Origin of the sequence: Rummeliibacillus sp. SL167, from assembly GCF_007896505.1 — a bacterium.
Lineage (GTDB): Bacteria > Bacillota > Bacilli > Bacillales_A > Planococcaceae > Rummeliibacillus > Rummeliibacillus suwonensis.
In genome coordinates this window covers 310,815-334,064 of the sequence record NZ_VCBM01000002.1, presented here as the reverse complement: position 1 = coordinate 334,064, position 23,250 = coordinate 310,815, and the positions used below count along the sequence as shown (strand labels likewise).

Annotated in this window: 17 protein-coding genes, 1 pseudogene and 1 riboswitch; of the genes and pseudogenes, 7 read left to right on the top strand and 11 right to left on the bottom strand. The window is 35.0% G+C overall.

What is annotated here, in order from left to right:
- Nucleotides 1–12: 12 nt before the first annotated feature.
- Nucleotides 13–135 (bottom strand): hypothetical protein, encoded by a 123-nt coding sequence (locus FEZ13_RS20145; RefSeq protein WP_255473164.1) that lies wholly within the window; start codon nt 133–135, stop codon nt 13–15.
- A 447-nt stretch (nt 136–582) separates the two neighbouring features.
- Between FEZ13_RS20145 and FEZ13_RS12950 the strand changes: the two genes are divergently transcribed.
- Entirely contained in the window at nt 583–2,031 is a 1,449-nt protein-coding gene (locus FEZ13_RS12950; RefSeq protein WP_146553042.1) for an aminotransferase class I/II-fold pyridoxal phosphate-dependent enzyme, read from the top strand.
- A 277-nt stretch (nt 2,032–2,308) separates the two neighbouring features.
- Here the strand turns inward: FEZ13_RS12950 and FEZ13_RS12945 are convergent, their stop codons facing one another.
- The gene (locus tag FEZ13_RS12945; protein ID WP_146553041.1) at nt 2,309–3,649 is read right to left on the bottom strand and encodes a radical SAM/SPASM domain-containing protein; all 1,341 of its coding nucleotides are present in this window, start codon (nt 3,647–3,649) and stop codon (nt 2,309–2,311) included.
- Between the two features lie 647 nt (nt 3,650–4,296).
- Complete coding sequence (locus FEZ13_RS12940) at nt 4,297–6,039, bottom strand: methyl-accepting chemotaxis protein (RefSeq protein WP_146553040.1); 1,743 nt, start codon at nt 6,037–6,039, stop codon at nt 4,297–4,299.
- 154 nt (nt 6,040–6,193) lie between these two features.
- On the opposite strand from FEZ13_RS12940, the gene FEZ13_RS12935 reads away from it, so the two are divergent.
- The 3 genes from FEZ13_RS12935 to FEZ13_RS19610 all read left to right on the top strand — a co-directional run bounded on the left by FEZ13_RS12935 (nt 6,194) and on the right by FEZ13_RS19610 (nt 10,589).
- The gene (locus tag FEZ13_RS12935) at nt 6,194–9,211 is read left to right on the top strand and encodes a non-ribosomal peptide synthetase (protein WP_146553039.1); all 3,018 of its coding nucleotides are present in this window, start codon (nt 6,194–6,196) and stop codon (nt 9,209–9,211) included.
- Between the two features lie 4 nt (nt 9,212–9,215).
- Nucleotides 9,216–9,932 carry a 4'-phosphopantetheinyl transferase family protein gene (locus tag FEZ13_RS12930; protein ID WP_146553038.1) on the top strand — a complete coding sequence of 239 codons (717 nt, stop codon included), beginning with the start codon at nt 9,216–9,218 and terminating at the stop codon, nt 9,930–9,932.
- Nucleotides 9,933–10,421: 489 nt separating this feature from the next.
- Nucleotides 10,422–10,589, top strand: a complete 168-nt coding sequence (locus FEZ13_RS19610; protein WP_186725907.1) for a hypothetical protein — start codon at nt 10,422–10,424, stop codon at nt 10,587–10,589.
- Nucleotides 10,590–10,771: 182 nt separating this feature from the next.
- Here FEZ13_RS19610 and FEZ13_RS12925 read toward each other — a convergent pair whose 3' ends face one another.
- Nucleotides 10,772–11,722: a hypothetical protein gene (locus FEZ13_RS12925; protein WP_146553037.1), complete on the bottom strand. Its 951-nt coding sequence runs from the start codon at nt 11,720–11,722 to the stop codon at nt 10,772–10,774.
- Nucleotides 11,723–11,783: 61 nt separating this feature from the next.
- The gene (locus FEZ13_RS12920; RefSeq protein WP_146553036.1) at nt 11,784–12,335 is read right to left on the bottom strand and encodes a hypothetical protein; all 552 of its coding nucleotides are present in this window, start codon (nt 12,333–12,335) and stop codon (nt 11,784–11,786) included.
- A 234-nt stretch (nt 12,336–12,569) separates the two neighbouring features.
- Between FEZ13_RS12920 and FEZ13_RS12915 the strand changes: the two are divergent.
- Nucleotides 12,570–13,370, top strand: a pseudogene (locus FEZ13_RS12915) (IS4 family transposase); the annotation flags it as partial.
- Between the two features lie 381 nt (nt 13,371–13,751).
- Nucleotides 13,752–13,934: riboswitch (Lysine riboswitch) on the top strand.
- Between the two features lie 124 nt (nt 13,935–14,058).
- Nucleotides 14,059–14,952 carry a 4-hydroxy-tetrahydrodipicolinate synthase gene (gene dapA, locus FEZ13_RS12910; protein ID WP_146550084.1) on the top strand — a complete coding sequence of 298 codons (894 nt, stop codon included), beginning with the start codon at nt 14,059–14,061 and terminating at the stop codon, nt 14,950–14,952.
- Between the two features lie 158 nt (nt 14,953–15,110).
- On the opposite strand, the gene FEZ13_RS12905 is transcribed toward dapA, so the two are convergent.
- The 4 genes from FEZ13_RS12905 to FEZ13_RS12890 all read right to left on the bottom strand — a co-directional run bounded on the left by FEZ13_RS12905 (nt 15,111) and on the right by FEZ13_RS12890 (nt 20,102).
- Complete coding sequence (locus FEZ13_RS12905) at nt 15,111–16,766, bottom strand: methyl-accepting chemotaxis protein (protein WP_146553035.1); 1,656 nt, start codon at nt 16,764–16,766, stop codon at nt 15,111–15,113.
- 514 nt (nt 16,767–17,280) lie between these two features.
- The gene (pstA, locus tag FEZ13_RS12900; RefSeq protein WP_146550086.1) at nt 17,281–18,228 is read right to left on the bottom strand and encodes a phosphate ABC transporter permease PstA; all 948 of its coding nucleotides are present in this window, start codon (nt 18,226–18,228) and stop codon (nt 17,281–17,283) included.
- Nucleotides 18,218–19,123 carry a phosphate ABC transporter permease subunit PstC gene (gene pstC, locus FEZ13_RS12895; RefSeq protein ID WP_146553034.1) on the bottom strand — a complete coding sequence of 302 codons (906 nt, stop codon included), beginning with the start codon at nt 19,121–19,123 and terminating at the stop codon, nt 18,218–18,220. Before pstC ends, pstA begins: the two co-directional genes overlap by 11 nt.
- Before the next feature lie 94 nt (nt 19,124–19,217).
- Entirely contained in the window at nt 19,218–20,102 is an 885-nt protein-coding gene (locus tag FEZ13_RS12890; RefSeq protein WP_146553107.1) for a phosphate ABC transporter substrate-binding protein PstS family protein, read from the bottom strand.
- A gap of 481 nt (nt 20,103–20,583) precedes the next feature.
- Here FEZ13_RS12890 and FEZ13_RS12885 point away from each other — a divergent pair, with 481 nt between their 5' ends.
- Nucleotides 20,584–21,156, top strand: coding sequence for a cupin domain-containing protein (locus FEZ13_RS12885; RefSeq protein WP_146553033.1), 573 nt, complete (start codon nt 20,584–20,586; stop codon nt 21,154–21,156).
- A gap of 166 nt (nt 21,157–21,322) precedes the next feature.
- Here FEZ13_RS12885 and FEZ13_RS12880 read toward each other — a convergent pair whose 3' ends face one another.
- Together FEZ13_RS12880 and FEZ13_RS12875 are read right to left on the bottom strand one after the other, a co-directional pair.
- A complete protein-coding gene (locus FEZ13_RS12880) occupies nt 21,323–22,384 on the bottom strand; it encodes an LLM class flavin-dependent oxidoreductase (protein WP_146553032.1) in 1,062 nt (353 codons plus the stop codon).
- Nucleotides 22,385–22,479: 95 nt separating this feature from the next.
- Nucleotides 22,480–22,995 (bottom strand): YehS family protein, encoded by a 516-nt coding sequence (locus tag FEZ13_RS12875; protein WP_146553031.1) that lies wholly within the window; start codon nt 22,993–22,995, stop codon nt 22,480–22,482.
- Between the last annotated feature and the right edge of the window lie 255 nt (nt 22,996–23,250).

The window sequence follows — 23,250 nt, the reverse complement described above, 5'->3', positions numbered from 1 at the left end:
AAGCTCTCTTTCTTAGATAAAGTGAAGCTTCCACCAGTGGGGGTTTTCTTCATCCCCCACTGAAATAGAAGAACTCAGGTTAAAAGCGCCACGTCCTGTGGCAACACCTGAGGGACCAACATCTTGTTGGCCCAAACCAATCGGACTTTTACGGGCAGTTCATCCCCCATCTATCTTCTCGTTTCTCTCCAAATCTTGAGATGGGGGTCTTACTGCCCGTTAAAGCGGGATAAATCAATCAATTCTGTTATTATACAAGGTCTTATACAGTGGGGATTTTAACTGCCAGTTAATCCATCTCTCAAGATTTATTCGCTCTTTCCGAGACTTTATTTGCTCTTTTTAATGATTTATTTGCCCCTTTCCCTATTTTATTCGCTCTTTCTAATGGTTTATTTGCTCTTTTTTCCATTTTATTTTCTCTTCGCAGTCTTTTGTTTGATAAAATAAAGTGAGGCTTCTTCCATCAGTGGAGGCTTTCTTCATCCCCCACCTGTCTCGTTTCTCTTTAATCCTTGGTGGGATCTTACTGCCCGTTAAAACGGGATAAAAAAATGAATACACAACTAAAGGAAGATACCGATGAATCAATCACAAACACCTTTATTCGATGCTTTAGTACATTTTCAACAAAAAGAAAAAGTTTCCTATCATGTTCCAGGTCATAAAAATGGAAAGATTTTTTTGGAAAAAGGAAAACCCTTCTATCAATCTTTATTATCCATTGATGCTACAGAATTGACAGGGCTAGACGACTTGCATGCACCAGAAGGCTCTATACTTGAAGCACAAGAACTTCTCACAGACTTCTATCAGTCTAAAAAAAGTTATTTTCTTGTTAATGGATCGACCGTGGGAAATCTAACAATGATTTTAGCCACATGTCAAGAAGGAGATACCGTCCTCGTGCAGCGCAACTGCCATCAATCGATTCTTCATGGGCTTATGTTAGCCAATGTCAAACCCGTTTTTATCGCTCCACAATATGACGAAAACTGGGGGATAGCTAGTGGGGTAAATCTTAAAATTGTGAAAGAAGCATTAATAGCCTATCCAAATACGAAAGCAATTATTTTAACTTATCCTAATTATTATGGTCTTGCCGAAGAGATAAGCCCAATTATAGCTTTAGCTCATGAGAAAAACATACCTGTTCTAGTTGATGAAGCACATGGCGCACACTTTATCATCGGAACTCCCTTTCCCAAAAGTTCACTTGCTATTGGGGCAGATATAGTTGTGCACTCTGCTCATAAAACGTTACCAGCCATGACAATGGGATCTTATTTACATGTCAATAGTCCATTGATAGATATCAAACAAGTTGAATTATATTTGCATATCTTACAATCGAGCAGCCCCTCCTATCCGATAATGGGTTCACTTGATCTAGCTAGAGCCTATTTAGCTTCATATTCTCAGCAGGATGTAGATTCGTTAATAAGAAAGATCGCTCAGTTTACAGCCCAATTAGCGTCTATTCCTGAAATAGAAATATTAGAACCTCCAGTTGGCACAGAGCTTGATCCTTTAAAACTGACGATCCAGTCAAAATGCGGACTTAGTGGCTATGAGTTACAAAAATTACTTGAAACAAAAGGTGTCTATACTGAATTAGCAGATTCTCAAAATGTACTATTTGTATTGCCTCTATTAAAAAAAGAGGAAGACTATCCTTTTAAGCAAACGATCAATCAAATGAAAGAGGCTGTAAAAGGCCAGAGTGGTGAAGCCATAAACGACTGTAATTGGAGGAATGCTCTAGAAGAAATTACATCACTATCTATGTCATACTCTGATATGAAACAGGCAATCAAACAACAAGTACCTTTACATAAGGCCATTGGAAAAATCTCTGGGGAAATGGTGATTCCATACCCTCCCGGAATCCCACTCATAATGTCTGGGGAATTAATCACTGAAGAAAAAATAAATACATTAAAAAATCTAATAACCCTTCATTCCCACTTTCACGGTGGAACGGCTTTAAAGGATGGAAAGCTCGTTGTTTATGAAGCGATGAAAGATTAGAGCGATCCTTGTCTTAGACATCAAACTAAAAGAAAAACTCCTACACAGTGTTATATACTGCTAGGAGTTTTTTCTTTGTTGACAAGAACTATTTCAAGTTACCAGGTACTGATTTCATGATTCTTCCAGATTTCACTTTGCATACTGGAGAAGTTGCAGGGCGTAGAACGCGCATTCCTCTCACCCCCTTTCCAATTGTTGACTTAAAGCTAGAGCCTTCTATTTCATCTTAACATTAATCGGATTTAGTCGAGAAGCTTCTTCTATAGAAATCTAGTTAGACAGTTTCTTTTTGTAAGCTATTTCGCCAAACAAGATTCAATACTTTTTTAATATTTTTCTTTTCAGATGGACAAGGTCTTTCTCCAGATACTACTCGATACCATGGACAGTGATTTCCTTGACATACTGGACGATAGAAGCAAGATTGGCAGACTGAATCGGTTTCTTCTCCAGACATTACCCATGAAGCAATCTTATCATAGTCAAGATCCATCGTACCATCTGCATGGATATGACCCACGTGGTTTACTTCTTCATCTAATACGGTCGTGCATTTATATAATTGCCCATCGGAGCCAATGACCATCGCATTTGGTTTTGCTGCATAGCAGACAGAGGCTGTTGGCATAAGTGCACCTGTGATCATATTACTCATGCTAAGTCCTTCATCCATCGCTGTTTCAGTAAATTCCCAGATTTTTTTGTTGGCTGTGATATGTGTACAAGTAGGGATTTCATCATTATGTTCTCCACCCCATCTGCCAACAGGACGGAAGAATAGACCAAAACGTTTGTCATCAGCAAAATAGTCTTTTAAGAACTGGATCAATTCGCCTGTTTCTCGTAAATTGTCTTCATCGAAGTTGACACGGATAGTCATATCAAATTGACCATCTACATCTCTAATAGCTTTTAGATTTTCAACAATTCTCTCAAATGTACCTTGACCACCAGCCATATGTCTACGGCTATCATGTACTGCTTGAACACCATCGATTGTTACCATATATTGGCGCACTTCCCATGATAGCAATTTTTCAAATACTTCTTTTGTTAAAAAGAAGCCATTTGTTACGATATCGGCAGAGTAATCTATTTTGTTTTCTTTTGCTTCTTGCATAAATGTATTAGATAATTCTTCTATAATGCCCAATTCAAGTAATGGTTCACCGCCAAACCAGCTAATATGCAAATTATTTAAAGTAGAAGCACGTTCTTTCACTAATGCTTTTACACCACTTTTTGTTTCATCTGTCATTTTTCCACGAGCAAATGTTTCGTAACAATACGTACAACGGAAATTACATTGTTCTGTCGTCATAAGAATTAGATGCAGCATATCTGTACGATGCATCGATTGGTGCAAATACTGTGCTCTTTTCTTTTCGTCCACATGACCCGGAACTAAAAAACCATTATCAAACAAAGCTTTTTTTACTTCAGTATTTAATTCACTAGTACCTGTTCTTTTCAAAGAGGCCATTACCTCTTCTTTTTCTTCTGGTAAAAAGTCAACAATGGCGCCTGTATAACTATTATATAAAATAACGCCACCATCATCCGTTTTAGACAATGCGTTAAATTTTGATGGAATATATGTATTCTTGTTCTCCATAATTCCATTCCCCCCTCTACATGATTGATCATCTATATCATCATAAGATGTCAATTGGATCTTTAAAAATAGTAAATATTTCATCTGAACTGAATAAAATAAAGTGAAACTTCACACAGCGGGGATCCTCATTCCCCACTGTATACTGCATATTAATTGAATCAATTGGGCTTTTATAGGCAATGGTCTTCTATTATCCTCTACTTGAGGGTACTGAAAAACTATAACATCCCCATTTTATCGATAAAGATTTTCTTTTACGAATCCGAATGATCAAGTTTTTGGAGAGAAATTAATTTTTTCAGTATTTCTTGAATCTTATAATAAGGAGCTTATGCCTGTTTATGTGGGCTTAAACATATGCAAAATGTTAAAATTTGCTCTAAAAAAAGCAAATACAGCTTATTTATAATAAAGCAAAAAAAAACATTACACAATATATTGCTCAAAGAAAATGATAAGCCATCATTTATAGGCAATTCTACTTTATCATAACACTATACTCCACCATCCAATAAATTATGATAGAAAAATGAAAATATGCTAAGTAAATCAAAAGTTTTATAACCCAATTGCTTTTCTTATGTAATGATAAAAACTGCAATGATGCATGATCATTGCAGTTTTTTCTTCTATTATTTAGAACATTATTTTACTTTAAGAATTTCTACTAATTTTTCTAATTCACCGGAAAGTTCAAATAACTTATTAGAAGCGTTGAACATATTATTAACGTTTTCCTCTTGAGCCTGCATTTTTTCACTAATAGAATCAGAAATCGTTTTGTTGGTGAAAGAAATATTCTCTAATTCTTGAGAAGTAGCCGTGATTTCTTCTGCATTTGCAGAAATTTCTTGAGCAGATGCTGATACTTCTGAAATATCTTTTGCCACTTCGTTTGTGTAGGTTTGAATCTTATCGAAGATTTTTCCGGTATCTTGAACAATACTTACACCTTGAACAATGTCCTTATTTCCAAGCTCGATCAATTTAGCCGCAGTATCTGTGTCAGTTTGAATTTCTTCAATAATTTTAGCGATCATTTCTGTAGAGCCTCTTGACTCTTCTGCTAATTTTTTGACCTCTTCTGCTACAACTGAGAATCCTTTACCAGCTTCACCAGCTCGTGCTGCTTCAATTGCAGCATTTAAAGCAAGAAGATTTGTTTGATCAGCAATAGAACTAATAATTGTAAGGAAATCTTGAATCGATTGTGAACGATCCTTAAGTTGAACGATTGCATTTGATGTCTTTTTAAACGATGTATTAATCGTTTCCATTTGTTCGGCTAGATTATTGATTGATTTGGACCCTTCTTTTGTTATTTCATTCATCTCTATAGAAGAACTGCTAACATCCGAAGAATTTCCAGCAATGATTTGGATGGAAGATGCCACCCCATCTATTGCAATGACCGTATGAGAAATAGATTCCTTTTGGGTATTCATTCCCTGGTTCATATTCTCAATATCGCGAGTAATTTGGATAGAATCTTCTTCAGTTTGCTGTGCCCCTTGATGTAAAACAGAAGTTGCATTGTTAATGTGAGCTGAGGTTTCTTTCACTTTAGATATAAGCTGCTCTATATTATGAATGACTTTGTTAAAGAGCTTGACGATCTGTCCAAATTCATCGTCCTTTTCTACCTTTAAATTGATATCGAAGTTCCCATTACCCACTTCGTTTAATCCTCTTACCAACTCTTCCAGTGGTCTAAACGATTTTTTGGTATGTAACACTTGTAGAATGATGATTAAGATTAAGACCGGTAAGAAAACAAATAGTGTCATTTGCAATAATTTCACTTGACTTTCATGGAATAAGCTTGCGTTTACATCCACTCCAAAGTACGCAAAGATTTTACCATTTTCATCTTTTAGCGGATATAGTTCTGTAATCCATGTACCAATAGAATCATTATAAATTTTCGTTGAAACCATTGCTTTTTCTTGTTTCATTTTTTTAATAGCTGAAACAATGACATCTGGTTGTGGATAAGGATCCCCTATATTGACATCACTTTCTTTTAAAGCCTTGATCAATCCAGTTGGAGCACTGACTAGAGGTGTCTTATTTCCATCAACAATGTCTGAGCTAAAAACATAAGCTTGTGCAACTTTATTATTGGTTTTTGAAATATTATCAAAAAACCCCATTAACTTTTGTTGGTCTTCTGAATCTGAATCTTCCTTCATTGCCTTTTGGATCATATCGACATCCAATTCCTTAGCCCATGTTGTCGAAATTTTCTTTGCTTCTTTTGTAATGTCATCTTTTAAGATGCTTGAGAAAACAAAGTAGCTAGAAAGGCTAATGGCTACAGCGATGAATATGGAAATGACAACTGAAATAGAAATATTTCTGAAAACAAATGATTTACTTTTTCTCATGACTTTTCTCCTTACTCTTTAAAAATAACAGCAAACCCATTATACTATTACTACATGTGATTTTGTATTCTTTTATAATAAAATAGTCTTATATTTTTTCTAATATACAATAAAATGGACTTAAAAATTTCACGAATAAAAAGAGGGATAAAGTATGATTTCAAATAATAAAAAAGTACATATGACGATTATCGACAAATTTTACGAAATTGTAGGCGATTCGCCACAAAAATCAGCCATTTCTATGAAAGATAAATCTTTGACCTATAATGACTTGAATGAGCTGTCAAACAATATTGCTCACCATCTCATTGCACAAGGTATTCAAAAGGGAGACTTTGTGGGCGTATTCCTCAATAGAAGCATTGAGGGAATCATTAGTCTATTAGGCATTATGAAAACAGGTGCTGTCTATGTACCAATTGACCCAGCATACCCGGATGAAAGAATTCAATATATGATGGATGATACATCCTGCAAACTAGTCATCACAAATTCTCTTCATCACGGAAAATTGAAAAATATCGGATTTGATAAAAAAGTATATACTGTCGATCATATAGAAGCAAACGCTCAAAATATCCAATGCTCTCAACTAGATGAATCAGATCTAGCTTATGTGATCTATACTTCTGGCTCTACAGGAAATCCAAAAGGAACTCTGATTAAACATAAAGGTGTTCTAAACTTAGCAGAATGGCTAGGAGAACATTATCGTTTTAACGACGCTACTGTTATTTCTGAATTTGCTTCCTTTAGCTTTGATGCATCTATCATCGATATTTTCCAAGCCCTTTTAAATGGCGTTCGTTTACATATTTTATCTGAGGATTCTAGAAAGGATCCTATTCGTTTGATCGATGAAATTTCTGACGAGCAGATCACCAATATGATATTGCCGACTGCTTATTTCCGTAATATGACGATTTTATTGAAAGAAGAAGATTTACCAAAACTATCTTCTCTAAAAGTGATTGCACTTGCGGGTGAAGCTCTGACTGGCGAGATGGTCCGACTTTGGCAACAAAAATTTGGTTACTCCATCAAAATAAGCAATTTCTATGGACCTACTGAAACAACTGTCATGGCATCCTTCTATGATATTGAAGGAAAATGGCCGGAAGATATGGCAAATGTACCAATAGGGAAACCGATTCAAGATTTTCATCTATATATTGTGAATGAATCGGGGGAAATGTGTAAAACAAATGAATCTGGAGAACTTTTAATAGAAGGGCCTGGGTTATCAGTCGGCTATCTTCACAAACCAGAAAAAACAGCCCAAGCATTCATCGACCATCCAACTAAAAAAGATACAAAACTTTATAAAACAGGAGATATCGTTCGATTATTAGATGATGGCAATATAGAATTTGTTGGAAGAAACGATCATCAAGTGAAGATTCGAGGACATAGAGTTGAAATTGGTGAAATTGAAGATAAAATGTTGAAGATTCCATTTTTAAAAGAAGTTGCTGTTATACCAAAACAAGTAAAGAATCAGGAAAAAGAATTATTTGCCTTTTATACTTCTAAAACAAACACAACAATAGATAAGAGTACAATCTTTCAAGAACTAAAAAATACACTACCAGATTACATGATTCCAAGCTATTTTATCCAACTAGAAGAAATGCCTATTGCTCCAACTGGAAAGATAGACAGAAAGCTTCTAGCAATCCTTGATTATGATCAACTTCAATCTGCCAATATCATGGAGCCAAGAAATGAAACAGAACATATACTGGCGCAGGCGATATGTGATGAATTGGAGATAAAAAAAATCGATACGACAGAGGATTTGTTCACAAATGGATTAAATTCTTTGAAAGTGTTAAATGTTTTAGTGAAATTAAAACCAAATTATCCTAACATCAGTATTCAAGACTTCTACCAATACAGATCAATTGAAAAAATAGCTCAATTTATTTTGACGGATACAGCTATTCATGATAGACATGCCAACGATGAAGGGATGCTAGTTAAAAGCAATCTCATCGAACATCCAATTTACACAGAACCTCTTGTTGACTGTTCTCAACAAATGAAAGCAAAGATCAATACTATACTTTTAACAGGAGCTACAGGTTTCCTAGGTAGCCATATTTTATATGATTTATTAAAAAATACAGCGGCCCAAATTTTTTGTTTAACTAGAGCGAAAAGTATAGAAGAAGCAAAAACAAGATTAGAAGAAACATTAAATTATTATTTCGATGATTACCCAAAATCTTGGCTATCACGCATTTATCCGATTATCGGGGATCTTTCAAAAAATGCTTTGGGACTTGGCGCCAAAACAAGAAAAGAACTAATAGTTCACCTAGACATGGTGATTCACTGTGCTGCTGATGTAAGACATTTTGGGGATGAAAGTCATTTTAATCATACCAATGTGAATGGAACGGAAGCATTATTAAAGCTTATTGAAGAAAATAAGAGCATTCGATTTATTTATATTTCTACAATTGGTATTCCTGATGATTTAGCACATTCAAACTTATGGGAAGAGTATATCAATACTAAACCTACAAATTTTTCTCATGCTCTTGAAAATGTTTATACAAGTAGCAAATTTGAAGCTGAAAAACTAGTTTATGATGCTATGGAAAAAGGTGCATTAGCAACGGTTTGCCGAATGGGAAATCTAACTGGTCACTCTGTCACCGGAAAATTCCAAAAGAATATCAATGCCAATGCATTCTATCGCATGTTAAAAGCAGCCATGACGCTAGAAAAAATGCCTAAATTCACTTCTCTGATTGATCTTACACCAGTAGATCTTGCTAGTAGATCCATTGTGGAGATAGCTATGAATCATGAAACGATCAGAAGAACATTTCATATCGTTGATCCTAAACCCATATCATTTGTTCAGTTTATGAACTATCTGAAAGAGCTTGGTTATGAAATAGACTTGGTCGATAAGAAATCCTTCTCCGATTTATTCTTACCAGAAAAAGGTTTAAGTAAAGAAGACCTTCAATTAGCCGTAAGTATCTTAGAGGGAGAGGGTGTAAAGGATTCGTTATTCCGCTGGGACTGCACCCAAACACAAAATTATACGAGCGGAATTTCCTTTGATAAGAAAAATTATCTTTCACTGCTTGTTCAACATGGAGAAAATGTCGGATATTTTCCAATTTTAAAAAGGAAAGAGTTTGCTTTCTAGAACAATGGAAGGTCATCAAAACATGGTTGTGTTAGCTCTGACAAGATACATTCCAATTGCCGAGCAAAGCTTTTCTGCCCTTTTGAATCAATGTACAATAGATGAGCGAAAATCAGTCTTTGCCTACAAACACCAAGAAGATCAATTGCGCTCTTTGCTAGCTATCACACAATTAAAATATTGTTTTAAAACAAATTTTGAAAAAAATATAACGATCATCAAAAATCGTTACGGCAAACCCAAAGCTGTCAACTGGGTTGGGGGTATTAGTATCTCTCATTCTAAAGAATGGATATTGACAGGAATAAGTACCCATGGAAATATTGGAGTAGACATTGAAGATCTGAATCCTTTCCCATTGATAAAGGGTTCAGAGATTATTTTTTTATCTGAAAATGAATGGAGTTCATTTCGATCCATACAAAATAGACATGCTGCTCTTGATTATTTGTTAACGATATGGACATTAAAGGAAGCTTATCTAAAGGAACTAGGAAGTGGATTCATTAAGACAAATCCCACCTCTCTGTCCTTTAACAATCGTTTTAAAAATAATGAGGAATGTTTTACTTATAACGGACTTACTGGCGTTAGTACTTTATATACGTATCGCATGGATAACAGAAATACCCGAGTTTCCGTTTCAATTTCTGGAAAAGTCGTCCCACGCATTCAATTTTATCAAATAAATCACCAATCATTTTTAGATGAATTATTATAGAGATTAAAAAGCTGTATTGATTTTTCATTACAGCTTTTTATACTTTACGAATTTGAATTGCTCCATCGGAATTGACACCTGTACGCAGGAATTGAGCATGCATTTTCTAGGACTTGAGCAAGCCCTATATAGATGGAACCAAAAATGCAAAATTTTTTAGAATCACACCAAATATTCATCCTATTTCTCCTACTCAACACGACTGATATGCAAAATTTCTATTCTATATCTGTTATCCTACTTCCCCATATATTTTTCAGTTCAAAAATTTTCTCTAAGAAATAATAAGGGATCGAAACGTTTTTCAAATGCACGAAATCCATGTTAAAGCTCACAAAGGAATTTCAGGGTAGATCCTACGATTCTATGATTAGCCATACAACCCTAGTTTTCACACGATATATCCTTCTTGAATGGAACAGGAGAAATGAACAAGATCCAAAAACAATCGGATTCCTCTTTTTCTTGATGTGCGAAGAGGTGAAAGATTTGGATATGCTTACGGCTTTACAGCAGTTACTAGAACTATTTGAAACCCTGCCAAAAGGCGCTGTTTCTTTAAGCACGGAAACTTTAAATGGTCAATTACTACAATGGTTTGAGTCCCTGCCAAGTTCCATCAAAGGTTCATTGAGTTTTTCTATGTCCGAAAGTTGAGTTATTAATAATTAAGTTTTAACATTGCATAACAGTTTATCAATGTACTAAAAAAGCCTGATTTTCATGAATTAGAAAATCAGGTTTTTTATTTTATTATATACTTTAAAACAACAGACTATGCTTTATTGAGAGCCTCAATTAAATGGTTTACTCCCATTACTATAGGTACTTTATTATAACTATTCAATATAGATTCGATTACTAGATACTATATTCGCATCAATAAAAGGAGAATCCGGTGTCAAATCTTTAAAAGGGGTAGGTAGAAATAGGCTAACTATAATGTTTTTATCCTTATTTAATTGTTTTTTACTCATTGTTGTTGGTACTGAAACTTCTTGACCTGATTTTAATTTATCATATATATATGGTGTTTTATTGCTAACATTTATCTGTCTCCAATTTAGTAGAGACACTATATAAAAATCAACTTCACGGTCCCATTGATTACCATAAACTAAGTTATATTTAAAACTAGATTTTTTTTGAATTAGTTTTCCTTTATATTTGTTGTTATATTCACCTAAAAAAACTCCAGAAATAGCTCCATTATTGGTAATTTCATTATTAGTTCTTATTAATTTGTTTTTGGTTGGAATCTCATTAATGTTCTTAAGAATATTTACTCTAACACTAAATACTTGTGAATATGCTAGTGATTGCTCCAAATTTGTAATTTTCTTATTAGGACTTCTTAATATTAAATAACTAATTGAATGGAAACCATCTGATAGCCCCTTTATCTCTACATTCATTGCTTTATATGCATCTTTTTTTGTTTTAAAGATATAAAAATTTTTCGATTTACCGTCTACTGAGAATGTCATTTGTTTAGCATGATCAAAAATTAGAAGAATAAATTCTTGTTCTTTTGATGTTTTATTACCTAATATTATCTTTTTTTTGAAGTTGCTTTCTTTATTATTTAATTTAAATGTTCTTTCTTTTACTATTTGATTATTATCAAAAAATCCTAGACTAAAACCTTCGCCAGAATTCGCTATAGGAAGTTCCTTATTTGAATATTCTGTATCCTCTCCTTCAGTTTGGCTTGATGCATTAGTTTGGCATCCTAAATTAAAAAACAAACTTGTAATTAGAAGACAAAATAACAGTACTCTTTTACTCAAATTACACCTCCAAAAAATACTAAGAAGCATAAAGGCTTTACCCAATATGCTTCTTTAAATTTTACGACCATTTATCTGTAGCTTCAGTATTTGGATACCAACTATTGTACCCTGCATGCTCGAACGTATGACTTGATGTATCCTTGTATTTACCAGGTGGGAGAAGAACGTTAGATTTTCTTGCAGTTGCTGCAGCATAACCTGAATCTTCATTAGTTTTCGATTTAGTAGCCATTACAGTACCGCCACTAGTTAATGTTGTTGAAACACCTATTTTGTCTATAGAATAATATTTACTTTTAGATTTACTGGTATATGAACCAGATGTACCTGTTCCATTTAAAGTAACTGTAACATTGGGGAATTCATATGATCGACTGATATCAGATTTTGCACTCCAATATGGTGCTTTAGCTGTTACTTTCCATTTTTCAACACTTACGGATATTGGATTACCGCTAGAATCATATGTTGTTGTTTCTACTACCGAGTCACCAAATCTATCATAATATGTTGAAGTTGTTTCTGCTGCCGATACATCTGTTAAAAAACTTGAACTTGCTAAAACACCTAAAGCTACCAATGATGCTGTCAATTTGCTTTTAAATTTCATGCGTTCTCATCTCCTATTTTTTAAATTATTTGGAACAAATATATTATATATATAAATTTCATTTATTTCAAATATATTTTAACAATTATTATAAAAGTTTACATTTCATTGCATTTAACTGAAGATTAAAAATACTCATAATCTTCAATTATTTAATTCTAACCATAAAAAATTCCTTTATAATGGATTTAGCAAGTGATCACCCGTCCAAATCCACTAAAAAAGGAACTTTGCATGGGACAGATTCATACAAAAACTCACTATTCGAAAAGAACTATGCCCTTAAAAATTATTGATTCCAGCACATTGCCACTTCATTTAACAAATCATAAATGGGCTCAATTTCGTAAAACCAAGACAGGCGTGAAACTCCATTTACGCCTTGTCTTTATGGAAAAAGGTGAATCTTATCCAGAAAAGGCTATACTTACTTCCGCGAAAGTTCATGATTGGAATGAGCTAGAAGTCATGGTAGACGATCGGGATTGCATGTATGTTTTGACCGTGGTTATTTAGATTACGAGCGATTTGATCGCATGACCGATGAGGCCTATTTCTTTCCAGGCTAAGGAAAAATGCCGTTATTCGACAAGTGTACGACTTTAAAATACCCGAGGATTCGGATGTGTTGTCTGACCAAATGGTATTGATGGGTACTACTTAAAATAGAGCTGAAAACTATTTTTGTTTAGTAAAAGTGCTAGATACCAAAGGAAATGTACTCATCTGGTCACCAATCGTTTTGATTTAGAGCCAGAAGAAATATCAGAAATGTACAAATCTCATTGGGCCATCGAATTATTTTTTAAATGGATAAAACAACATCTGAATATCAAAAAGTTCTATGGTCAAAGCGAAAATGCGATTGACAGCCAAGTATTTATGGCACTAATTGTTTTCTGCTTGAATGTGTTAGCTCAAATGGATACAAAGAGTGAACGGAAAATTCTACAAATCAGCCGTTATTTGAGGGCAGCATTATGGAAGCCAGCACATATTTGGCTTCGGAAAATTAAAGAAAAAGCTGTACCTTAAACAATAAAAATCGTCGTTGTTGCATAAGCATAATTGTAAATAATAGCCAAATTGATGGACCAATTTTGATAAAGCTTTAACTTTTTGGCCGTAAAACCCTGAAAATAAAAAGTTTGAATTTTCTAACATTTTTATGCAACACTAGTGCTTATAAAATTATAAATTACTTCGATATCTTCATCCATTCACGTTGTGTTTTACTAATCCCTTTCTTTTAAAAAAGCTTTCATCAGTGTTCCGTATTATTTATGGTTAGATCAGCATTCATTCTAATACAAATATCTAACTTTCTAAAATTTTCAATGAAGGTATTGCAAAAACTCTAAAGGAGTGCTAAGATATCTTTAATTTAAATATTTACTTATTTCAATATTTCTTTGAAGTAAGGATAGAGGAGCAAAGACCATCAGTATACAATTGGAGGATAATGGGATCCGTCGATGATTGTGGAAAGGGGAATTTGCCGAAGTGGAGAGAATCTCATTCTTCTCAAAGCTGGTTCTGTTGTTGAATAAATACAGAACTGTCATGTAGTAGAAAACTATATGGAGGGCTATCTACGCACAGAAATGATTTTGTTTCTACTGCAACAACGTAGCCTCGTTGTTGCTTTTTTGCGTTATCTTACTAATTGCCCTTCTCCCTCTATTATGTTGATAAAAAAAATCATGAAGGATGTGGAGAAGTAATGAATTTTGGACAAGTTTTAACCGCCATGGTGACGCCATTTGATCAAAACGGGGAAATTGACTTTCCCGCTACAGAAAATTTAATTCATCATTTAATCTCAAACGGTACGGATGGAATTGTAGTTGCTGGTACAACTGGAGAATCTCCTACCTTATCCGCAGAAGAAAAAGTAGAATTATTTAAATTTGTCGTAAAAGTAGTCAATGGAAAAGTACCAATCATTGCTGGAACGGGCTCAAATAATACAAAAGCTTCAATCGAATTAACAAAACAAGCTGAAGATGCTGGTGTTGACGCAATCATGCTTGTTGTTCCATATTACAACAAACCTTCTCAAGAAGGCTTATACCAACACTTTAAAACAATTGCTGCAGCAACTACACTTCCAATTGTTTTATACAATATCCCTGGAAGAAGTGTTATCAATATGGCTGTGGATACAGTCGTTCGTCTTTCACAAATCCCTAACATCGTTGCCATTAAAGAAGCAAGTGGGAATTTGGATGCGATGGCACAAATCATTGAACAGACACCAGAAGATTTCTCACTATATAGTGGTGATGATGGTTTAACTTTACCAATATTATCAATCGGTGGTGCAGGTGTTATTTCAGTAGCATCCCATATCATTGGAAATGAAATGCAAGCAATGGTGAACAATTTTAAAAATGGAAAATTGAAAGAAGCAGCACAGGAACACCGTAGACTTCTTCCTATTTTCAGAGGATTATTCGCAGCGCCAAATCCATCACCTGTTAAAGCAGCATTAAATTTAAAAGGAGTTTCTGTCGGCGGCGTCCGCTTACCGATTCTTCCTTTAAACACTGATGAATTGAGTGCATTACAAGAAGTATTGAAAGTAGTAGATCAAAAAGAAGAAGTTGTTTTATAAAATCTTAACGGAACGAACCTATCCATATTCATAAAAAATGACACATTCCCCATACATTCATTCCTGTATGGGGGATTTTCGTATGTCGCCTTTTCTCACACTAAAACATAGAATAATTTAGGCATCAATACATCAATATATTTACACATCTCAAATATTTATACTTTAAAATCATTGATGATATCTTCCAGACCCTTCGCCAAATGATTTAATGCAAGTGCCTCATTTGTGACATTATCCATAGATGCTAATTGTTCTTCAGTGACAGCTGAAATCTGTTGCATTGTTCCAGCGAATTGTCCTGAAATCGAAGAGATTTCCTTCATTCGGTCGACCATATTCTTTGTTTCTACACTTACATTATCTACGATAGACGAAACGTCATTGGTTTCGTTCGTGACGTTTTGAACGGCTTTTACAATGTTTTCAAAAGATTCTTCGGTTTGATTGACCATTATAATGCCTTCTTTTAATACTTTTAATCCTTGATTCATCGATAGCGCGACATCATCTGTTTCTTCTCTTATCTTATCGGTTATTTCTTTTATTTGCATAACTGCTTGTTCTGATTGATCAGAGAGTTTTCGAACCTCTTGTGCAACAACAGCAAAACCTTTTCCCTGTTCACCTGCACGTGCAGCTTCAATTGCCGCATTTAATGATAGAAGATTGGTTTGACTGGATATTTCACTTATTAAATTCAAAATTTGATCGATATCCTTTGATTTTAGCTGTAATGACTCCAGCATCTCAGCTGTATTTTCAACCGTTTTTTCGACTAAGGATATTTGCTCGACCGTATTATTCACTAACTGGTTTCCTGAATTTGCTATTTGTAATGCGCTATTTATTGAATTTTCGACGCTATGAATAGATTGACCAGTATGAGTCATTTTAGTTGAGATATGAGAAACTTTTCCTGAAGCTTGTGTCGCAGATTCAACTTGTACTTCTGTTCCACTCGCTACTTCTTCAATTGCTATGGAGACTTGTTCTATAGCCTGTCTAGATTCTGAAGAAGTGATTTTTAATCTATCAGAAGTTTGCGTTACCTGTTTTGCACTCGATTCTACATGAGTCATTAAAGATTGAAGTCGATCTGCCATCTGGTTAAACCCAGTGGATAATGCATAGATTTCCTTACTAGATTGACCTATCTTTATCCTTGCTTGCAAATCTCCTTGAGATATCTTATCCATTAATTTTTTTAAAGAAATAACTGGTTTGGTCACTTTACTGATCAACATAAATCCGATGATGCTTGCGATTAGCACCGTAAAAAGCGTAATACCTATCATTAAATTTCTATAGCTATATACAGGCTTTAAATACTCTTGGTCGTTTAATGCAATGACATATACAGATTGATCTAGTTCTACTTGAAAAGAAAGGGCATAAGTCACCCCGTTATCATGTATGATTCCATTTTTTTGTTGATAAAGTTTCTTGGCAAAGCTAGAAGAAAGTTTTGGTATCTCACTCTTAAATTGGTTAAAAGGCTCAGCCTTTCCTTCCTTTGTTATTTTAAATTGCATAGGCGTTAAGGACGCTGACTTAAAACTGCTTCTATTTTGAGTTAGTGCATAGGCTAATTTATGATCAAATTCTTCTGCAGTGGATGTCGATTTTAACATGGTGATTTTTTGATTGATCACTTCGGCTGAAGAAAGCATCTGTTGCTCAGTAGAATGAATGATAACATTCTTGTTTTTATCGTAACTTACAAATGCAATAATGCTAGAAGATAAAATAATAATTAAAATAATGGGAGCCATCAACATTATTCGAAAGCTAAATTTATGTATTTTTAACATAGATTCAATTCCCTCTTTTATTAGTCGACTTTATTTCTTTTTGTCATAGAACGTTCAAATAATTTCATTTAACATATTTAACCACACGAATATTAAGCTGGTATCATTTTATTATTAAACATAAAAAATAGATGTGCTGATTATCCAATTTAATCCATAGAAAGGGAAATTCGTTGATTGCAACAAAGACTTGCCCGCTTTCCAATAAAGTGAAGCTTCCATCAGTGGGGGTTTTCTTCATCCCCCACTGAACTAGAGGAACTCAGGTTACAAGCGCCACGTCCTGTGGCAACACCTGAGGAACCAACATCTTGTTGACCCAAACCAATCGGACTTTTACGGGCAATTGATCCCCCACTTATCTTTCTCGTTTCTCTCTACATCTTGAGGTGGGGGTCTTACTGCCCGTTAAAGTGGGATAACTGCTATCCACAACACTTACTAAAAAGACTACTTTCCTCTAAAATTTAGAGATATAGTAGTCTAATAAAGTGCGTTTTATGTTTGTAACAAGTTAGCTTATTAGTTTACTTTTTACCTTTTTTGGTTTTGCGCCTACCGAGCCTTTAAAACGTTTATCCAATAATTTGGCAATTAAACGTGCTGCAATATTAAATACAAATACCATAATAATTAGTATCGCTGCTGATTTTGTCGCGATTTCACGAGCATCTGGAACAATACCTTCAGAGTTTAACTTCCAAATATGCACGGCAAGAGTTTCAGCAGGTCTAAATATATTAAAAGGATTAACAGGGCTATCAAGAGGAGCTGCCGCATTTAGTGTAGGAGTCGTTAAACCAGCTGTGTAAATAAGTGCTGCTGCTTCTCCAAAAATCCTTCCAGCAGTTAAAATAACACCGGTAATAATTTCCTGAATAGCAGTAGGAATCAATACTTTTGTGATGGTTTGCCACTTAGTTGCGCCCAACCCAAGACTTGCTTCCTTTACACTTGCTGAAACTGAACTAATCGCCATTTCACAAATTCTCGTTAAGTTTGGGAGATTTAAAATAGTCAGCACTAACGCACCACCTACTAATGTATACCCCCAATCTGCTAATGTTACAAAAACTAGCAAACCAAACAGTCCTACAACAATAGATGGTAGTGATGCCATTGTTTCGATACAAAGTCGTACAAAGTTTAAAAATCTTCCTTTTTTCGCATATTGAGATAGATAGATCCCAGCTCCCAATCCTAATGGGAAAGATACGATTAGAGAAATAACTAATAAATAAAAGGAATTGAATAATTGTGGTCCAATCCCACCACCTGCCATCGTGTTACTAGGGGCTCCAAAAAGGAAATCAGTATCCCAAAATCCCCATCCCATTGTAATAATTTTTTCAGCTATAAATACTAACAAGGCAATGACTAAAATAGCTATTGCATAAAAGATAGCTGTCCAGACATTGTTGACAATCCGAGCTTGATTGTTATGGTTTTTTTTATTGTTCATTTTGCATACCCCTTTTACCAATCATTCGAATGATTAAAATAAATAAGAAGGAAATGATCAATAAGATCATTGCTAAACTCCATAGAGCATCATTCCATGCTGTACCATTTAGGGTATTAGACATGTCCATAGTTAGTATTCCTGTTAAAGTAGAAGTTGGACTATACAAACTATCTGGTAATTTGACAGTATTACCGATAACCATTTGAACAGCTAATGCCTCACCAAATGCTCTGGCCAACCCTAATACGATAGCAGTTAAAATACCATTTTTGGCAGCTGGGATAATGATACGATAAATCGCCTGCCAACGAGTAGAACCCAAACCATAAGAACCTTCCAAAAACTCAAATGGAACTCCTTTAACCGCGTCATCCGAAATACTTGCTATAGTAGGTAGAATCATAACACTTAGCACGATAATCCCTGCTAGTAAACTAAAGCCTACTCCACCCAATTGATTCCGTAAAAATGGAACAAGAATTGTAACCCCCAAAAACCCATAAACAACAGAGGGGATACCTAAAAATAATTCAAGAACAGGTTTTACAAAAGTAGAGCCAAATTTCGGCGAAATATAATTATTGAATATAGCAATCCCAAGTGCAATTGGTGTACTGATTAATGTAGCGCCAATCGATACCAAAGTAGAACCAACGATAAAAATCAATGCGCCATATGATTTATCCTTTGGATCATTTGGACTCCAATCCGTAGATGTTAGCATCTCCCACGGTGAAATATTGCCATGTAAGAATGATTGAAGACCTTTACCACAAATAAAAGCAATAATTGAAATAGTTGCAACAACAATGAGCAACCCACAAATGGTTACAATCGTTTTGCCAATATACTCATTTACAAAATAATTGATCGATTTTTTCTGCCCCTTCATCTTATTACCACCTTACTGACAAATAAAAGGAAGAGGCTGGCCAGTAGCCCCGCCCGCCTCTTCTTTTTATCCGTTATTTTCATTCAAAAACTGATTATTTTAATTCTGACATTGGGATATAACCCATTTTTTCCACTGTATCAGCAAAATCTTCACCAGATACAAAGTCAATAAATCCTTTTACAGCATCTTTAGGTTCACCATCAGTAATCATATATTCATATGCCCAGAATGGATATTTATTTGCTGCAACATTTTCAGTAGTTGGTTCAACATCGTTAATCTTCAAAACTTTTAAAGCATCCTTTTTGTCTCCTACTAAATAAGACATTGCAAGGTAACTAATAGAACCTGGTGTTGAGTTAACTGATTGTTCGACTGCACCGTTTGAATCTTGAGCTGTTCCAAGGCTATCGTCAATTTTAGCATCTTTCATAAGAATGGATTCGAATGTTGCACGAGTACCAGAAGAGGCTGGACGATTAATAACATTGATTTTTTCATCGTTTCCTCCAACATCTTTCCAGTTTTTAACTTTTCCTGAGAAGATATCTTGAATTTGTTTTTCAGTCAAAGATTCGACTTTAACATCTTTATTTACTACCATAGCAAAGGCAATCCCTGCTACTTTCGTATCAACAAGCTTGTCCGCTTTTGTTTTATCTTCTAATTTATCTGCTGAAGGAACATCAGAGTTACCGATATCGACAGCGCCAGAGGCTACTTGGTTTACACCAGTTCCGCTTCCCCCACCTTGTACAGTAACTGTAAGTTCTGGATTAGAACTTTGAAGTTCATTTGCCGCTTCTTCAGCTAAAGGTTGAAGTGCAGTTGATCCAGCAGCTGTAACTGTTCCTGTTAATTCTGTTGAAGTCTCTGTTTTTTTGGAGTCATCAGAACCAGAAGTAGTGCTATCACTGTCTTTAGCATTTCCACACCCGGCTAAAGCACCTGCTAAGATTAATCCAACCATTGACATTTTTAAACCTGAAAACTTCACTTTTTTTTCCTCCCTTTATTAAATCCATCTTTTTTCTCTTCATTCCAACTTACAACCCTATCATAAAGGTGAATTGTTATCCTACTGTGTACAGAATATTAATTTAAAGTAAATGTATTTTCGAAAATGTAAATGTATTTTTGTTTTTATCTCCTATACATTGCTAAACCAATGTTTCTTGATATATATTTATAAATCCATTTACAACGGCAAAAAATAGAATCCTTCTGCATGCGGCAGTATGATCCCCATCTATCTTTCTCGTTTCTCTCTCAATCTTGAGATGTAGGTCTTACTGCCCGTTAAAGCGGGATAAGTTCATATCTCTCCATTTATAGCTGATGGCAATAAATACTTTTAACTTTTTAGCGATCTTTTTATAGTGCCCACAAATACTTGAATCACATTTTCCAAGATAGCGAATACAATAGTGAAGAAGCCCAAGTAAAGGATGGGATGTATGTATAGTTCGTATTCATGTCCTTATTGTTATTCGCAAGCCATGCAAAATTTAGGTTATTATAATGGGTATCCTTCCTTCACTCCATTTTATAATAATCCCTACTCTTATCAATTTGCCCCACATCCATTTGGGGGCATAGCATCACCTGATCATTTAATTGCTTTAGAGGATCATGGTCCAAAGCCTTTTGTTGTTAATTTAGAGAAAGCCACTGAACAAAACAATACGTATCGTACTGCCTTATGGACAGGTAATCATTTGCAGCTTACATTGATGAGCATCAATGTTGGAGAAGATATAGGTTTGGAGATTCACCCTCATCTCGATCAATTTATACGGATTGAAGAGGGGCGAGGACTTGTCCAAATGGGAAATCATAAAGACAACTTAAATTTCCAAAGAGAAGTATATGATGGGTTTGCATTCTTCATACCTGCTGGCACATGGCATAATCTTACGAACACAGGTGATAAGCCTATTAAATTGTATTCTATCTATGCACCCGTACAACATCCGCATGGCACTGTTCAACAAACAAAAGCAATTGCAGAAGCGGAAGAAAAACATTAAAGAAAATCGCTCAAACAGCAAAAATAGAGCACAAAGAACGTTGATTGACAACATTCTTCGTGCTCTATTTGATCATTCACGTGTAAAGATTGCCTTTCAAGCAGCTCCTCTTTTTTGAAATCATCATCTAACAGAATTCTATCGCATTTCAAGAAAAATCTATTTTCTACAATGTATCCTCTGTTTCTGCTTCCCATCGATTGATTTCATCTTTTACGATTGGTGCGACTTCTGTACCTAATAATTTAATTGCATCTAACACATCTTCATGAGGCATTGAACCGACTGGTACATGAAGCATGAACCGCGTGATCCCAACGTTTTTACGAAGAAAAATAATTTTTTCTGCTACAGTTGCTACGTCTCCTACATATAAAGCGCCTTCCAAACTGCTTGCTTCGTCAAAGGTTTGGCGCGTGTATGGTCCCCAACCGCGTTCTCTCGCTAAAACATTCATTGCTTGTGCTGTTGATGGGTAAAATTTTTCTTTGGCTATCGCTGTCGTTTCAGCTATAAAGCCATGAGAATGCGAAGCAATCTTTAATTTTGAAACATCGTGTCCCGCCTGTTTTGCTGCTTTTTTATATAAATGAATGACATTTTCAAAATGCAATGGACTTCCACCAATAATCGCTAAAACGAGCGGCAATCCGAGAAAGCCTGCCCGTATCGCTGATTGAGGTGTTCCTCCACTCGCAATCCATACTGGTAAAGGATTTTGGGTAGCACGAGGATACACGCCCCGATTATCGATAGACGGACGATGCTTTCCATTCCAGGTTATTTTTTCAGATTCTCTAATTTTCAATAATAAATCTAATTTCTCATCGAACAATTCGTCATAATCTTGCAAATCATAACCAAATAATGGAAACGATTCGATAAATGACCCTCGACCTGCCATGATTTCAGCACGTCCATTCGAAAGCGCATCGAGCGTTGCGAACTCTTGATAGACACGCACCGGGTCATCAGAGGACAACACAGAAACAGCACTCGTCAATCGAATATGTTGCGTCTGTGATGCAGCTGCTGCAAGTAAAACAGCAGGCGCAGAACATGCATAATCAGCGCGATGATGTTCCCCAACCCCAAAGACATCCAATCCTACCTGATCAGCTAGTATAATTTCTTCTACTACTTCACGTATACGTTCCGCATGACTTTTCACTTCACCCGTTGACACATCTGGTGTTGTTTCTACAAAAGTTGTAATACCAATTTCCATCAGCAGTTCCTCCCTGTTCCGATTAGTATCGTCTAAAAAGCATAAATCCCTTTCAGGAAAAAAGATGTTTTTGATTTTTTAGTCGTTCGCTTGGCTTATCCTCTATATCTTGCAACCAATCCTTTTAAAAATTTACGTGCAAAATTATCACCACATTCTTTATAATTTCGATGACTAGGTTTTCTAAGGATAGCACCTAATTCACCTTTTGAAACAATAATTCCTCCGTCATCAAGAATATCTAGCATATCTTCCGTTTTCAATTGAAGTGCTACTTTTAATTTTTTTAGAAGCATATTATTGATATGGTCCTTGCTATATTCCGATGTACTCTCACTTTTAGATTGTTCTTGTCTAGGTGGTTGTGGTCCTCTTTTAAAAGTAATAAAACCATTTAAAAAAGACTCAAGCATTTCATCATTGCATTTAATCTGATCCTCAGATTCTTCTACATCAACCTCGTCTTCATATGTATCTTTTGATTTTGTAAGAATCTTTCGCATTTCGTCTCTTGTAACTTCTACCCCACCAAGTTTAAAAATCTCGACCATATCTTTATCTCTAATATCTAAAGCATATCTCAATCTAATTAATATATCGTTATTTTGCATTTATAAGCCCCTATCTGGATTTTTATCTTTTCATCATGAACATTTACCCTCATAACTAACTAAAACATAACAACTAATTATATTCTTTACAAGGAATGCGCTTATTTTAAGTTTAAATTATTAACAGATTTATTGGAAAAATAAATAGGCGGGGTTCTTACTGCCCGTTAAAGCGGGATAAACACATCATTTTTTCTACTATAGAAACGAAGCGACAGGAAAAAAATTGCTGGCAAACTAAAAACTCTAACTATA

What these genes read in the sequence shown, in the direction of transcription:
- FEZ13_RS12890 (WP_146553107.1), bottom strand. Translation starts at nt 20,102, where the DNA reads ATGTCAATGGTTGGATTAATCTTAGCAGGTGCTTTAGCCGGGTGTGGA.
- FEZ13_RS12885 (WP_146553033.1), top strand. Translation starts at nt 20,584, where the DNA reads ATGTATAGTTCGTATTCATGTCCTTATTGTTATTCGCAAGCCATGCAA.
- pstA (WP_146550086.1), bottom strand. Translation starts at nt 18,228, where the DNA reads ATGAACAATAAAAAAAACCATAACAATCAAGCTCGGATTGTCAACAAT.
- FEZ13_RS12930 (WP_146553038.1), top strand. Translation starts at nt 9,216, where the DNA reads ATGGAAGGTCATCAAAACATGGTTGTGTTAGCTCTGACAAGATACATT.
- pstC (WP_146553034.1), bottom strand. Translation starts at nt 19,123, where the DNA reads ATGAAGGGGCAGAAAAAATCGATCAATTATTTTGTAAATGAGTATATT.
- FEZ13_RS12875 (WP_146553031.1), bottom strand. Translation starts at nt 22,995, where the DNA reads ATGCAAAATAACGATATATTAATTAGATTGAGATATGCTTTAGATATT.
- FEZ13_RS12905 (WP_146553035.1), bottom strand. Translation starts at nt 16,766, where the DNA reads ATGTTAAAAATACATAAATTTAGCTTTCGAATAATGTTGATGGCTCCC.
- dapA (WP_146550084.1), top strand. Translation starts at nt 14,059, where the DNA reads ATGAATTTTGGACAAGTTTTAACCGCCATGGTGACGCCATTTGATCAA.
- FEZ13_RS12935 (WP_146553039.1), top strand. Translation starts at nt 6,194, where the DNA reads ATGATTTCAAATAATAAAAAAGTACATATGACGATTATCGACAAATTT.
- FEZ13_RS12880 (WP_146553032.1), bottom strand. Translation starts at nt 22,384, where the DNA reads ATGGAAATTGGTATTACAACTTTTGTAGAAACAACACCAGATGTGTCA.
- FEZ13_RS12945 (WP_146553041.1), bottom strand. Translation starts at nt 3,649, where the DNA reads ATGGAGAACAAGAATACATATATTCCATCAAAATTTAACGCATTGTCT.
- FEZ13_RS12940 (WP_146553040.1), bottom strand. Translation starts at nt 6,039, where the DNA reads ATGAGAAAAAGTAAATCATTTGTTTTCAGAAATATTTCTATTTCAGTT.
- FEZ13_RS12920 (WP_146553036.1), bottom strand. Translation starts at nt 12,335, where the DNA reads ATGAAATTTAAAAGCAAATTGACAGCATCATTGGTAGCTTTAGGTGTT.
- FEZ13_RS12950 (WP_146553042.1), top strand. Translation starts at nt 583, where the DNA reads ATGAATCAATCACAAACACCTTTATTCGATGCTTTAGTACATTTTCAA.